Annotated in this window: 16 protein-coding genes; 12 read left to right on the forward strand and 4 right to left on the reverse strand. The window is 33.3% G+C overall.

Going from position 1 to position 14,208, the window contains the following annotated elements; translation table 11 throughout:
* The first annotated feature begins 136 nt into the window (after window positions 1-136).
* The 4 genes from ACFSJT_RS03770 to ACFSJT_RS03785 all read left to right on the forward strand — a co-directional run bounded on the left by ACFSJT_RS03770 (window position 137) and on the right by ACFSJT_RS03785 (window position 1,236).
* Window positions 137-298, forward strand: coding sequence for a hypothetical protein (locus tag ACFSJT_RS03770; RefSeq protein WP_378318865.1), 162 nt, complete (start codon window positions 137-139; stop codon window positions 296-298).
* Between the two features lie 204 nt (window positions 299-502).
* Window positions 503-655, forward strand: coding sequence for a hypothetical protein (locus ACFSJT_RS03775; RefSeq protein WP_378318866.1), 153 nt, complete (start codon window positions 503-505; stop codon window positions 653-655).
* A gap of 66 nt (window positions 656-721) precedes the next feature.
* Window positions 722-922 carry a hypothetical protein gene (locus ACFSJT_RS03780; RefSeq protein WP_378318867.1) on the forward strand — a complete coding sequence of 67 codons (201 nt, stop codon included), beginning with the start codon at window positions 722-724 and terminating at the stop codon, window positions 920-922.
* A gap of 143 nt (window positions 923-1,065) precedes the next feature.
* A complete protein-coding gene (locus ACFSJT_RS03785) occupies window positions 1,066-1,236 on the forward strand; it encodes a hypothetical protein (RefSeq protein ID WP_378318868.1) in 171 nt (56 codons plus the stop codon).
* A 214-nt stretch (window positions 1,237-1,450) separates the two neighbouring features.
* Here the strand turns inward: ACFSJT_RS03785 and ACFSJT_RS03790 are convergent, their stop codons facing one another.
* Together ACFSJT_RS03790 and ACFSJT_RS03795 are read right to left on the reverse strand one after the other, a co-directional pair.
* Complete coding sequence (locus ACFSJT_RS03790; RefSeq protein ID WP_378318869.1) at window positions 1,451-2,254, reverse strand: lysophospholipid acyltransferase family protein; 804 nt, start codon at window positions 2,252-2,254, stop codon at window positions 1,451-1,453.
* A 42-nt stretch (window positions 2,255-2,296) separates the two neighbouring features.
* The gene (locus ACFSJT_RS03795) at window positions 2,297-2,896 is read right to left on the reverse strand and encodes an NUDIX hydrolase (RefSeq protein WP_378318871.1); all 600 of its coding nucleotides are present in this window, start codon (window positions 2,894-2,896) and stop codon (window positions 2,297-2,299) included.
* A gap of 38 nt (window positions 2,897-2,934) precedes the next feature.
* Here ACFSJT_RS03795 and ACFSJT_RS03800 point away from each other — a divergent pair, with 38 nt between their 5' ends.
* On the forward strand, window positions 2,935-3,693 hold the full coding sequence (locus ACFSJT_RS03800; protein ID WP_378318872.1) for a peptidylprolyl isomerase: 759 nt from the start codon (window positions 2,935-2,937) through the stop codon (window positions 3,691-3,693).
* Between the two features lie 1,094 nt (window positions 3,694-4,787).
* On the opposite strand, the gene ACFSJT_RS03805 is transcribed toward ACFSJT_RS03800, so the two are convergent.
* Window positions 4,788-5,504, reverse strand: a complete 717-nt coding sequence (locus ACFSJT_RS03805; RefSeq protein WP_378318873.1) for an RDD family protein — start codon at window positions 5,502-5,504, stop codon at window positions 4,788-4,790.
* Between the two features lie 36 nt (window positions 5,505-5,540).
* Here ACFSJT_RS03805 and ACFSJT_RS03810 point away from each other — a divergent pair, with 36 nt between their 5' ends.
* The 7 genes from ACFSJT_RS03810 to ACFSJT_RS03840 all read left to right on the forward strand — a co-directional run bounded on the left by ACFSJT_RS03810 (window position 5,541) and on the right by ACFSJT_RS03840 (window position 12,861).
* Complete coding sequence (locus ACFSJT_RS03810; protein ID WP_378318874.1) at window positions 5,541-6,506, forward strand: stage II sporulation protein M; 966 nt, start codon at window positions 5,541-5,543, stop codon at window positions 6,504-6,506.
* A complete protein-coding gene (locus tag ACFSJT_RS03815) occupies window positions 6,496-7,374 on the forward strand; it encodes a hypothetical protein (protein WP_378318875.1) in 879 nt (292 codons plus the stop codon). The genes ACFSJT_RS03810 and ACFSJT_RS03815 overlap by 11 nt, the downstream gene beginning before the upstream one ends.
* A 102-nt stretch (window positions 7,375-7,476) precedes the next feature.
* The gene (locus ACFSJT_RS03820) at window positions 7,477-8,226 is read left to right on the forward strand and encodes a DUF4129 domain-containing protein (protein WP_378318876.1); all 750 of its coding nucleotides are present in this window, start codon (window positions 7,477-7,479) and stop codon (window positions 8,224-8,226) included.
* Between the two features lie 4 nt (window positions 8,227-8,230).
* Window positions 8,231-9,442, forward strand: a complete 1,212-nt coding sequence (locus tag ACFSJT_RS03825; protein WP_378318877.1) for a DUF4350 domain-containing protein — start codon at window positions 8,231-8,233, stop codon at window positions 9,440-9,442.
* Window positions 9,443-9,469: 27 nt separating this feature from the next.
* On the forward strand, window positions 9,470-10,510 hold the full coding sequence (locus tag ACFSJT_RS03830; RefSeq protein ID WP_378318878.1) for an AAA family ATPase: 1,041 nt from the start codon (window positions 9,470-9,472) through the stop codon (window positions 10,508-10,510).
* Between the two features lie 6 nt (window positions 10,511-10,516).
* Window positions 10,517-11,848, forward strand: a complete 1,332-nt coding sequence (locus ACFSJT_RS03835; RefSeq protein ID WP_378318901.1) for a DUF58 domain-containing protein — start codon at window positions 10,517-10,519, stop codon at window positions 11,846-11,848.
* Between the two features lie 164 nt (window positions 11,849-12,012).
* Window positions 12,013-12,861: a hypothetical protein gene (locus tag ACFSJT_RS03840; RefSeq protein WP_378318879.1), complete on the forward strand. Its 849-nt coding sequence runs from the start codon at window positions 12,013-12,015 to the stop codon at window positions 12,859-12,861.
* Window positions 12,862-13,130: 269 nt separating this feature from the next.
* Here ACFSJT_RS03840 and ACFSJT_RS03845 read toward each other — a convergent pair whose 3' ends face one another.
* Window positions 13,131-13,970, reverse strand: a complete 840-nt coding sequence (locus ACFSJT_RS03845; protein ID WP_378318880.1) for a mechanosensitive ion channel family protein — start codon at window positions 13,968-13,970, stop codon at window positions 13,131-13,133.
* Between the last annotated feature and the right edge of the window lie 238 nt (window positions 13,971-14,208).

A 14,208-nucleotide genomic window follows, 5' to 3' on the forward strand; every position in this document is an offset into this window, starting at 1 on the left:
ATTTTGAACAATTTAGCCATATGCAATTATTATAAACCTATAAAATAAAATATATTTCTAACGAAATACATTTTTCTTGATCCTGATAAACTTCAGAACTCAGGAAAAATCCAGCAAATAACTAAATCGTCTTGAAATGAAAAAAAAAGAAACACACAAAATCAATTTCAAAAAATTAATAATAATAAGGATTAGCACAGATTCTATGAAAAAAATAGAAGGCGGAACAAGTGTTTTAACAAGTGAGATTGCAGAAGTAAACGGAGTGATTATCGATTATTGTTATCATGAAAAATAAATATCATTTTTTTAGAACATTAATTACCCTGTTACTGTACAGGTTTTTTTATGACTATTTTGTTTAAAATAGCCATACTCCATTTTTATTCCCTTTGATTGCAGCATATTTTAGTATCAGAATCAAAATATCATTTATGATCAATTTTTGATAAGGGGTAACCGAAAACCTTAAATATAGAGTAGGTAATTAAAACTTATAATTATGCTTAACAACATTTTAGATTTAAAAGGAGTAACTCAATTAAACAAAAACGAACAACAAACAATCAAAGCCGGCACATACTATGGTGATCAATGTCTTAGTCTTTGTAGTGGTCGTTGCTCTTTTGGGCGTTGTTTTGAGCAGTTAGACTAAATAGTATTTTCCCTAAGATTAAGTCTTAGGGATTTTTATTGTACTTCTAATTTAAAATATCAAACAGTGATTCACAAAATTTTAAAAGTAAACGGAGTTATAGTACTTAAAAAACAGCATCAGAAATCAATTCAAGGTGGTTCTTATGGATGTCAAAATGTAACAATAAGATGTATAGAAGATAGTGATTGCTGTTCAGGAAGTTGTGGAGTAGAAAAAATAATTAACGGAAACGTAGTTCTACTTTCTCGATGTTCATTTGCATGAATACCTGGTTCTATTTTTTGAACAACTAGTAAAGGTTAAAAAAAACAGGAAGTTATAAAAATACTAGACAGAGAACTGCAACTGTCTTAAAATGTTTGCTGCCATAATGAAAACAAATAATTTCCAATAAAATGAAAAAAATAATGCAACTAAGAGGAGCTCAAGTTTTAAATAAAAAAGAGCAAAAATCTATTAATGGAGGTAACACAGGTATGCGTTGTTATAGTCATGCTGATTGCAGTGCTTTAAATTCGATACCTGGATATGAATATGAAGAATTCTATTGTTTTTGGGGAATGTGCCAGATAATGTAATAGAGTGTTTTCATGACTATTGAGTTACTATAAAAAAAGCCAAGAGATCATACTATCTTTTGGCTTACTAAAACTACAATTATTCCTCTAGATTACTACAATTATACACAGCTCCTACAAAATTAGCAGGCACACCTAGCCTCCTGGTATTAAATGATCATCTGCACTAAATCAAATGTTTGCTAAATAACCAAATACGCTTATAAAAAACTAATCAATACTCCCATTGCCTTTTTTTGTTCAGTTCTTCTGCCGCTTCTAATTCTTCTTGAGGAATTACTTTAAGAAAAGATGGATGTTGCTCGATAGCATATTCAAGTTTTTCTACAATATCATCGATAGAATCATTTTCATAATCTATATCAAGAGCTGGTTTTATTACCATTGATTGCAGGATTCCTTTTTTCTTAATGACTACCCCTTTTTTATCAAAGGATCTTCTAAATCCATCGATAACGATAGGGATTACTATAGGCTTATAGTGTTTTATGATATGAGCAGTGCCCTTTCGAATTGGTTTAAAAGGTTTAGTAGTACCTTGCGGAAATGTAATTACCCAACCATCTTCCAGAGCTCTCTTGATATTAGTGATATCACTCATTTTTACCTGTCTGTTGATATCCTGACCTTTTTCTCGCCAGGTACGTTCTACGGTAATTGCTCCCGCATAGGCCAAAACCCTGGCCAATAAACCAGCCTTCATGGTCTCTTTGGCTGCAACGTAATATAGATTAAGCTTCGGTTTCCAAAGGTATCCTATATTCTTTATTGAATCTGTTCGACCACTCAAACTAGCATTGAACACATGAAACATCGCTACTACATCTGCAAAATAAGTTTGATGATTAGAGACAAAAAGCACCCCATTATCAGGAAGATTTTTAAAAATTTCACTTCCTTCTATCTGTAATTCATTAAAACCACGGTAGCGCCTATGTGTAATGGCTCCCATAATACGGATAAGCCAGGTTTTTAGAAATAATATATGACCAAATGGATTTCTTTTAAATAATCCCATACTTAAAAAAACAGTTGTATTTAGAAGGGCAAAGATACAAAATCATAACGCTATAGACGTCCTTATAAACATTTTAAGCTCACTCAACATCATGGCTGTTGCACCCCAAACAACGTAACCATTTAATTCAAAGGAAGGTACCTCTATATTTTTTGCATACGAGGTAGACAACATTTGCGAGGTGACGTTGCGATCATTAAGTAATTCAGATACCGGAACTTCGATAACTTTAGCTACTTCTTCCTTTTGTAATACAAAATCGGGCTTATTTTCTGTATAGCCTAAAAAAGGATGTACCCAGAAATTAGAGGGTGGTATATATACCTTAGTCAAAGATTTTAATACGTTTACTGTATTTCTTATGACTCCCACCTCTTCTTGAGTTTCTCGTAAAGCAGCTTCAGTGTAACTTCGATCATAGGTTTCTACCTTTCCACCAGGAAGCGCAATCTGACCAGAGTGTACCCCTTCATATTCCGGACGCAAAATCAAAGCAATATGCGCATGTGCTTCTTTTGGATAAAAAAGCATCATTACTGCAGCATTTCTAGGATTTCTCTCCTCAATTTTAAATCTGTTTAACTCCTGTATTCTAATTTCTGGAGCCATAATAAAATGTGATGATTCTCCCGGTACTGACATTTTTTTTATTTTTGGGATTAAATCTTTAAAAGTTTCAAATGTCATTTACTCGATCTATTTTTTTCTTTTTCGTTTGCACAATTATTTTCTTTAATTGTGAAGATACACATTCTAAAAAAAATAAGCAGAATGCCATTAAGAAAACAAACACTATTTCTGAAAGTAATAAAATCGTTAGGAAGGATACATCAAAGTTGAAAAATAAAAAAACTCGCGATTCTGAAAAGGAAAATCCAAAAGAGGAACCCTTTAAACTTACCAATGATAATTTAAGGGAATTTATGATCGACTACGGAAAGAAAAATCCTGAAACTTTGGTTAGAATAAAAACAAAATTTGGGGACATAGATATACAATTGTATAAAGAAACACCCATTCATAGGGCAAACTTTATCTATTTAGTGAAACAAAAATATTTTGATGAAACATTCTTCTATCGTGTTGCCAAAGGATTTGTAATCCAGGGAGGAAATAGCGATCGGCAACAAATGGCCAAAAGACGTTTTGAATTAGGAGATTATACCATTCCGCAAGAACCTGTAAAGGGTTTAAAACATGTACGTGGTGCTGTTGCTTTATCCAAACAATGGGTTGATAATCCCTCAAATCGTTCTACTCCTTATGAGTTTTTCATCGTTGTTGCCAAAAAAGGAGCTAATCATTTAGACGGTGAGCATACTATCTTTGGTAAAGTGATTAGAGGGATGAATGTTGTTGATAAAATATCTAATGTTCCTGTAGATGGCAGTGAATGGCCACTAAAAAACATTTTTATAAAAGCAGAAGTACTAAAATAGGTTTGAGGTTTGAGGTTTGAGGTTTGAGGTTTGAGGTTTGAGGTTTGAGGTTTGAGGTTTGAGGTTTGAGGTTTGAGGTTTGAGGTTTGAGGTTTGAGGTAAAATACTTACTTGATTGGGGTTATACCTATAAAAAATCATTAATTTCATTATTTTTCGCCTTAGAAAAAATGTATTTCGGTAAGCCAAAAACATCTACATAGCTATCTTTTTTAAGCAGTGGTAGTGAGAATATCTTTCACGCACTATTTTATCAACCAACGGCACTCGTTAGATACGCCACGCAGGGTATTGATCCGCCCGTACACTTTTTTATCGATCAGCGGCACTAGACCCATGCTCCGCACAGGGTATGAATCCTCCCGCGCAAGACAAAAACGTACCCGCACACCAGGGAGAGCCGCCCGCGCTGCCCGGAGACCCCAACCCAGTGCGCGGACTAGTAATATCAAGCTTTGGCATAGGAATTAGGTAGTGGGTGTGAGGTATTAGGTATTAGGAGTTAAATTAGCTTGTGTTATAACGAAGTAGTCAGTAGGCACCTAAATAAATGTACAATACTCAATACTTAATACTCAATACTTAATACTCAATACTCAATACCCAATACTCAAACCTCAATACCCAATACCCAATACCCAATACCCAATACCCAATACTCAAACCTCAATACCCAATACTCAAACCTCAATACCCAATACCCAATACCCAATACCCAATACCCAATACCCAATACCCAATACTCAATACCCAATACCCAATACTCAATACTCAATACTCAATACTCAATACTCAATACTCAATACCCAATACTCAAACCTCAATACCCAATACCCAATACCCAATACCCAATACCCAATACCCAATACCCAATACCCAATACTCAAACCTCAATACTCAATACTCAATACTCAATACTCAATACTCAATACTCAATACTCAATACCCAATACTCAATACTCAATACTCAATACTCAATACTCAATACTCAATACTCAATACTCAATACTCAATACTCAATACTCAATACTCAATACTCAATACTCAATACTCAATACTCAATACTTAATACTAAAACCTGAAACTCCAAACCACTACAACTGCTGGGTATAATAATTATAATCTGCTATCACCCGATCTACAAAATGTAATGGTTTTTCTTGTGGAGTAACATCCATCATGGCACTCACTTTTTTTGAAAGTTGTAAAATCACATTGTGATCTGCGTCTCTTCTTGCTTCAGAATACAATGTTTTTATAGTACGCATTTCAGCATCACTAAAAACTGTTACCTGTGGGTACATTGGTGAATAATCTTCAGGAATATCAACTAGAATAGTTTGGCTAAATTGTACTCTTTGTCGTTCACTAATTACCGTTGTTCCGGCAGCCATATCGCCCAGACGTTGCCCCCTTCCATTTAATAAAATTGCTACTACAGCAACACCACCAGAGGCTAAAGTAATATCGAGTAATCTAAGCAACCACCGTATCAAGTAATTTGAAAACGCAGGCCTTGATCCGTCTAAGCGTACTACCTTAATTTTCATTGCAGCTTTCCCGGGAGTTTTTCCATCCCAAAAGGTTTCCCACAATAAAAAATATAAAAATAGAGGCATCCCCAAGATTAGCCAAAATGCCCATTGATCTCCCGTATTAATATCAAGGGCACCAATAACAAAGAGTATAACAATAAAATATGCCATGAAAATCAACAAATCAATAAGATATGCTAATATGCGCTCACCGATACCTGCAACATTTTGTTGAATACTAACATTTTGAGCGGTTTCTATTTGAAAATTATCCATTAATTATGTTTCTTTGAGCCTCTTAATCTATGATACATGCGTGAGGCGGCTTTTGTGAAGCAAAATAAAGATAAATGGTTAAAATTTGAAAGTGTTCTGGTTAATAATGCTATAATCGCTCCAGATGAGCTTTCTGATTTATACATAGAAATTACTGATCATCTTAGTTATGCGCAAACTTTTTATCCTAACAGTCAAACACTTAGTTATCTTAATGGTCTAGCATCAAACGCTCATCAAAAAATATATAAAACCAAAAAGGAGAAAAAAAATAGATTTTATTCATTCTGGGTAAAAGAATTCCCACTTGAGTTCTATCAATACCAAAAACAATTGCTTATTACTTTTTTAGTTGCTGCCCTTTTTACTGCCATCGGAGTTTATTCTTCTGCTACAGACGGAGCCTTCGTCAGATCAATTCTCGGAGATCGTTATGTGAATATGACCTTAGAAAATATAGCAAATGACGATCCTATGGCAGTATATAAACAAATGGGAGAAACCAATATGTTTTTGGGCATTACTATCAATAATATACGAGTAGCATTGAATTGTTTTATACTGGGCGTACTATTTGGTATTGGGACCATTTACATGCTCATGCAAAACTTTATCATGTTAGGCTCTTTTCAGTATTTTTTCTATGATAAAGGATTGCTATGGGAAAGTGTACGTACCATCTGGATTCACGGTACTATTGAGATTTCTGTAATCATTATTGCAGGCTGTGCTGGCCTGGTCGTTGGCAATTCAATTTTATTTCCAAAGACGTATACCCGACTCACCTCGTTTGTTCGCGGAGTCAAAGCCGGATTAAAAATTGTCATAAGTACCATCCCGTTCTTTATTATTGCAGGATTTTTAGAAGGTTTTGTGACCAGACATACAGAAATGCCAGATTGGCTAGCTATTTTTATCATATTTGGGTCATTAAGCCTCATCTTATTTTATTACGTAATTTACCCCAGACAACTTTATAACAAATCAAAAAATGAATACTAATAACAAGTATATAGAATTTAAAAAGAAACGAGAATTAGGTGATATCTTAACCGATACTTTTGCTTTTTTAAGGCAAGAAGGTAAATCTCTATTCTCTATATTAATGAAAACCTGCGGCATACCATTTGTTCTGCTCTTACTTGCATCTGCATACTACACCTATTCGTCTTCCAATCTTTTCGACCCGGTAAGCATCAGTAATGGAGAGATGTTTAACTCTGGCGGAATATTAATTTCATTATTCTTAATGCTGGCAGCGCTTCTTGCATTTTACGGTTTACTTTTCGGAAGCGTTTTACACTATATCAAAGCATATACAGACAATAAAGGCACCATAGATTATAATACAGTTATTCAAGGAGTAAGAAAGGATTTTGGTAGCATTCTAGGGCTGGGAGCCCTTTCTGGAATTATCATATTTTTTGGTTTCGTTCTTTGTTTTTTACCCGGAATTTATTTGTACGTACCTATGAGTTTGGTATTTGCAATACTGGTATTTCGCAACGTAAGTGTTACAGATGCTATAAGTGAAAGTTTTCAGCTTGTAAAAAATGAATGGTGGATAACCTTTGCCACTCTTTTTGTTTTGGGAATCATTATTTGGATTATAAGTATGATATTTTCTGTCCCGGCATTAATCTATACATTTACCAAAACATTTACAGCGGCTTCAGAAGGAACATATGCTAACCCTGCTGCCATGGTTGACTGGGTGTTTATTGGTTTAAATGCGATAGCGTCTGCTGCTCAATATGCATTATATGTGATTACTGCTATTGCTTCTGCTTTTATATATTTTAATCTAAATGAAAGAAAATATGCCACAGGAGCCCTAGAGCAAATTGACTCACTAGGGAACGATTCGTAATTATTTTGGTGATATCCCTAAAATGATAATTAACCCACTCCAGATCTGCACTGATCATGTAGAAATGTTCCGGAAAAATAAACAGATAAAATACTGAATATATTGAAAATTCTTTATTGCTTATTATTCTTTATATCTTTCTCTGTATCTGCGAAGATTCAAGATAGCACCGTTACTTCAGAAAATAAAGAGGTGGTATATGATCTTGATTCTCAAAAAGAAGTAAAAGAATTTGATGAGCAGAAGCTAAAAGAATATCGAGAGCAAGATGATTTTAATTATACCGAATATAAAGAAGTAGATAATTGGTGGACACGATTTAAAAAATGGGTAAATCAGCTATGGCTTAGATTTATTAAATGGATATTTGGAGCAGGTGAAGTTACCGGTTTTTGGGCCATAGTTTTAAAAATTCTACCTTATTTGGTGGTCATTGGCGTGCTCTTCTTGTTGGGCTGGCTATTTATGAAAGTAAATCCATCTGATATGCTTCTGGAGAAACAAGTACCCGCGCAGGTCGAACTAACAGATGATGAAGATATCATTCAGAATCAGGATATCCAGCAGCTTATTAATCAGGCATTGCAAAACCATAACTACAGACTCGCTATAAGGTATTATTACTTATTTGTTCTGAAGAAATTATCTGATTTAGAATGTATCACCTGGGAATCCCAAAAAACGAATACAGATTATATTAAGGAACTGAATGATATTGCATTAAAGGATCAATTTACTGTAATCACCAAATTATATGATTATATCTGGTACGGAAACTTCGAGGTTAATGAAAAATCATACTTACAAGCAGAGAAAGAATTTAAATCGATAAGCAATCATATTCAACGTTAATATAATGAGCAAAACGGCCAAAATATTTATCATACTCATTATAGCAGCCATTGGTTTGCTCACATATTTGGAAGCTAGTGAACCAGAGCCTGTCAATTGGTTTCCAAGCTATGCCAAGGCAGATAAAATCCCTTTGGGAACCTATGTATCTCATGATGTTATAAAAGAAACTTTAAAAGATGATCGTTTTAAGGACATCAATCAACCACCTTACGAGTTTCTTACAGATAATGATACTATTACCGGAACCTACTTCTTTGTAAACAGCTCGATAAATTTTGGAGAAGATGAACTTAACAAAATATTGCGTTGGGTCGAAAAAGGTAACACCTTATTTATCTCTTCAAAATTAATAGAAAGTAAACTTTTAGATACACTTCATCTTGAAAGTGACAATCTCTTATCTTTAGATAATATCTCTACAAAACCTATGGTAGAACTCACCAATACTTCTCTCAAAGGCAAATCTCCTTTCTTATATGAACGAGACATCTCGAACCCATATTTTAGCGCTATAGATACTATCAATACTATTGCACTAGGAGTTATGCAGTTATATAATGACACCTTAAAAATAAAAGAACCTAATATAAATTACATCAAACAAGCATTTGGAGACGGAGCAATTTTATTGCATACGTTCCCTGAAGCCTTTGGAAATTACTTTATGTTAAAAAATAATAACTATAGGTACACTCAAAATTTATTAGCATATATAAATCCATCACAACAAATACTTTGGGACAATTATTATAAGACCGGGAAAACATTTTACACTTCTCCCCTCTTTCTTTTATTGAACAATCGATATTTAAAATGGGCCTATTATTTTGTGCTGATAGGTGTTTTATTATTCATTCTTTTTGAAGGAAAGCGAAAACAAAGAAGCATCCCCATTATTACTCCGTTAAAAAATCAAACGCTGGCATTTACCAGAACCATTAGTGGTATGTATTTTGAAAAAGAAAAGCACAAAGAAATTGCTACCAAGCAAAATCTTTTGTTTCTGGATTACGTACGAAACACATTAAGAGTACCTACAGACCATCTTGATGAAAAAACACTAATCGATATTTCGGCAAGAAGCAATAATAATTTAGAAGACACCAAAAAACTGTTCAGATATTTTGATGAGCTGCATAAAAAACAAAAAATTAATAAAGAAGAATTAAGCAGGCTATATGAGTTGACAACATCATTCAAAAGCCACGTGTAATACGATATATTTTAAAAGAACTAGAGTATGGAAAACGAAGAAACGACAAATAATATAAATCCGGAACCAAGTAAGCAGACAGAGTCGGCAGATCAAAACCTGAGTTTTCAAAACAGAATTGATCTTAGTGAATTACAGGAAGCTGCCGAAAAACTGAAAACGCAATTGGCAAAAGTAATTGTGGGGCAGCAAGATTTTATCGAGTTATTGATTGTATCGCTTTTGTCTAATGGTCATGTTTTGATAGAAGGAGTACCCGGAATTGCCAAAACAATTACTGCCAAATTGTTTGCAAAGACGCTAGATACAAGTTTTAATAGAATTCAATTCACTCCAGATCTTATGCCAAGTGATGTACTGGGAACCTCGGTTTTAAATATGAAAACCAGCGATTTTGAGTTTAAAAAGGGACCTATTTTCTCGAATATGGTGCTTATCGATGAAATTAACCGTGCTCCCGCCAAAACCCAAGCTGCTTTGTTTGAAGTGATGGAAGAAAGACAGGTAACCATTGATGGTATTCGATATCCTATGGAACCACCATTTATGGTTTTGGCTACGCAAAACCCAATTGAGCAAGAAGGCACTTATGCACTACCTGAAGCTCAATTAGACAGGTTTTTGTTTAAAATCAAGGTAGAGTATCCTGCCCTAGAAGACGAAATCAACATTTTGAAAACGCATCACGAAAGAAAAACACAAAAACCTCTTGAAATGGTTAATGCTGTTCTAACTCCTCAAAAGCTGCAGGAATTTAAGGCAAAAACGCAAGAGATCATTGTTGAAGAAAAGATATTAAGCTATATCGCAGAGATTGTTACCAAGACCAGAAATCATCCTCATTTGTATTTGGGCGGGTCTCCTCGTGCATCGATTGCTGTAATGAATGCTTCAAAAGCATTTGCTGCCATAAGCGGAAGAGATTTTGTCACCCCAGAGGATATTAAAAAATCGCTGTTCCCGGTATTGCGACACCGTATCATCCTTTCTCCAGAACGCGAGATGGAAGGAATGACTACAGAAAATGTTATTGAAATGATCCTGCAATCTGTAGAAATACCAAGATAAGTTTTGATTAAATTTTTAAAGTCATTATATCTTAATTCCCGGGTGTTTTATATACTCATCACTATTGCGATATTATTTTTATTGTCGTATTGGTTTACTACTTTGTACCCAATAGCCTGGTTAATGGCATGGGCACTAGTCATTACTTTTCTATTTGATATTGTCATTTTATACAATACCAAAAATGGGATTGATGCTAATAGAATACTACCGGATAAATTCTCAAATAGTGATTTTAATGCTGTCCCGGTACGAATAAAAAGTAACTACAGTTTTACTACTCATATCGAGATTATTGATGAAATCCCGGTACAGTTTCAGAAACGTGATTTTCTTAAAACCGGAAGCATCCCTCCAAAATCGGTACTAGATTTTGAATACTCATTACGACCTGTCAAAAGAGGAGAATACATCTTTGGAAATCTGTATATCTACACCATGACTCGTCTGGGTTTGGCTAAGCGCCGTTATAGTTTTGATAAATCTGCTATGGTAAAGGTATATCCTTCATTTATACAGATGAAAAAATACGATTTTCTGGCTATTGATAATAAATTAACCCAAATCGGACTTAAAAAGATACGGCGTATTGGGCATACCATGGAGTTTGAGCAGATTAAAGACTATGTACTTGGTGATGACGTGCGAACCATTAACTGGAAAGCCACTGCTAAACATGGCAATTTGATGATTAATCAATTTCAAGACGAAAAATCACAGCCTATTTACTCTATAATTGATGCCAGCCGGGTAATGAAAATGCCTTTTAACGAGTTAAGCTTATTGGATTATGCGGTTAACAGTACGCTAGCGTTTTCAAATATCGCCCTTAAAAAACATGACAAGGTGGGCATGCTTACCTTTTCGAATACCGTAAATGACTTTTTACCCGACAGCGGAAAAAAAACGTACATCAATAACATTTCGGAAACCTTATACAATATAAAAACTCAATTTCTGGATGCCGATTTTGGTTTGTTGTATGCACATATAAAACGGCAAGTCACCCATCGTAGTCTACTACTTTTATATACCAATTTCGAACATATTTCATCGCTAAAGCGCCAATTACCTTTTTTACAAGCGCTTGCAAAAAAGCATCTTTTAGTCGTAATTTTCTTTGAAAATACAGAGCTGGATCATTTGATCAATCAAAAAGCCGAAGAGCTGCAAACTATTTATGATCAAACCATTGCGCAACAATTTGCGTATGACAAAAAGGTAATGGTCAAAGAGCTGCAAAAACACGGTATACAAACTGTACTTACTGCTCCACAAGATCTTACTGTAAGTACAATCAATAAATACCTTGAGATTAAAGCAAGAGGGCTTTTATAGATGATAATTATAGCAATTTCGATTAAAGATATATGGATTTTTGAGGCATCTGGATATACATTTACAAACATTTATAAATACTTACAAATGTTTTTAAGTGTTTTCATAATTGAAATATACTTACTTTTACACATATACAATTGTTAACCACAATACCTGAAAATATGAATAGAATATTACTCATATCTATTTTATTGTTAAATTTTGCGCTATTCTCGCAAGAAAATGATCTTGATGATCAAATCGATGTAGGTATTGAATTATACGGAGAAGGAAATAAAGAAAAAGCACTAAAGGTTTGGAAAAAGATAGAAAAAAAGGCTAAAAAGAATTCTTCTACTTACGCAACAACTTTACGAAACATTATTTATTATTACAGTGAAAAAGGTGATGAATCGAATTTATTGGGTTATTATAATAAGTTAATTAACTCAAATGTAAACGATAAGGATAAGAATAATAAATTAGGAGATCCATTTAAAAATTACAGGTACCACTCAACAATGTCCTTGGCAAGTTATTATGCAAAAAATGGAGAGTTTTCAAAAGCGATTGAATATGTTGAAATTGCAGATAAAGATATTAAATATGAGACATCTTCATTGACTGCATTTATTTTTCAAAAAGTTGATTTAGCCTTTTGGAAATATCGCCTATATAATGATTTAGATAATCCAGAGAAAGCTATATCTGTTCTAATAGAAAGAGCTTTTGAGTATAATTATAAGAATATGTATCCTGATTGGGCTACTCGATCTGAAAGCACTAGTGAGCAAGAACTATCGGAAACAATTTATTCAGAAATTGAAAAACCTGAAAAGCTAAAAAGCGACATAGATAGTGTAATTAAAAATCTAACCTTGGACAAAACAAAAGATCAAATAATATTTAATCTAAGAGGCTTTGAATATAAAATCGAACTTTATCAAAAAATAGAAAGCCAAGAAAAATGTGAAGAATATTTAAAGAACTCATTTTTTTATAATTTTTTGAAAGCAAAAATCAACGAATAACAAAAAGTGGTTAACATTATATATGAAATCAGAGCAAAGTTTAGTCCCAGATGGAAAGGTCTTTTCCTTTTTGCAGTGGCGCTAGATTTTTATAAATTGAATGAGAAATAAAAATGCGCAAATAAATCGATTATTCAGGCTTGTTTGCCTTGCTCCGATTCATATATTTGGCGTTGTCTATAATACCAAAGAAACATTGTTTATTGAAAAAATAATCTAGAAAGACAAAAATATTAGTTCTAAAAATCATTAATCTAATAGTGCTTATTTTATTTGCTAGTATTGGACTTAAGGTGCAGATCCATTTGAGGAAATGCAATCACTATATTATTGTTAGTAAAATTCTTATTGATTAATCTTCGAATGTCACTTTTCATTTTTCCAATTCTAAAAATGTTGGCACTGAAAAATAAAAGTTGAAAATCTAATGATGAGCTTCCAAAATTTAACAAACGAGCTTCGATCAATTTCTTATTGTGAATTTCGGGATGCTCAAAGGCACTTTTTTCTAAACTTTTAATCACAAAATCAACATCACTTCCATAAGCTACACCAACATTAATTTTAAAACGGGTTTGATGTGATTGATGACTCCAATTAATTACTTTACTGGTGGTAATCAAAGAATTTGGAATGATAATAGAAATATCATCCCTATTCATTGCTTTGGAAGTTCTTAAACCTATACTTTCAATTATAACTACATCATTATCAATTTCTAAAACATCTCCTACTTCTATAGAGCGTTCTGAAAGTAATATAATCCCAGATATTACATCGTTAAATGTTTGCTGCAATCCTAAACCAATACCCACTAATAATGCGGCCGAACCTGCTATTAATAAAGTAACTTTAATACCAATGGATTCTAAGACTAATGCAATTGCAATAATCCATACGATATATTTAATAATTTTTAATAAGGCATAGGTGCTTCCAGTATCTATTTTGCTAGATTTATTTTTACGAAAAAATGCTTTTTTAAGTACCCAAAGTATGAATTTAGTTACAACAATGATTACTAAAATACTAACCAATTGAGAAACTTTTAGTGTATAAGTCCGAAAAGTAAAGATTTCAGATTCTAAAATTTGATTTAATGTTTCCATTCTAATTTATAATTAACCGATCTATTTATCAGATTTAGTGCTTTGTTATAAGGTAGTTTAAATAAATTATCTTTATTACAATTTCTAACTATTTCTACAAAATTAACAAGAGACACCTGTAAAAGTACTATAGACAACAAAGAACTGAGTTAAAAACCAAGTCTTATTAGTTTAATCTTGACACATAATTTTCATCAAACGGCAATCCTGATTTAGCAATAGCGAAAGCCTGTTTTAA

The sequence above is a fragment of the Aquimarina celericrescens genome (assembly GCF_042682765.1).
GTDB classification, from domain to species: domain Bacteria; phylum Bacteroidota; class Bacteroidia; order Flavobacteriales; family Flavobacteriaceae; genus Aquimarina; species Aquimarina celericrescens.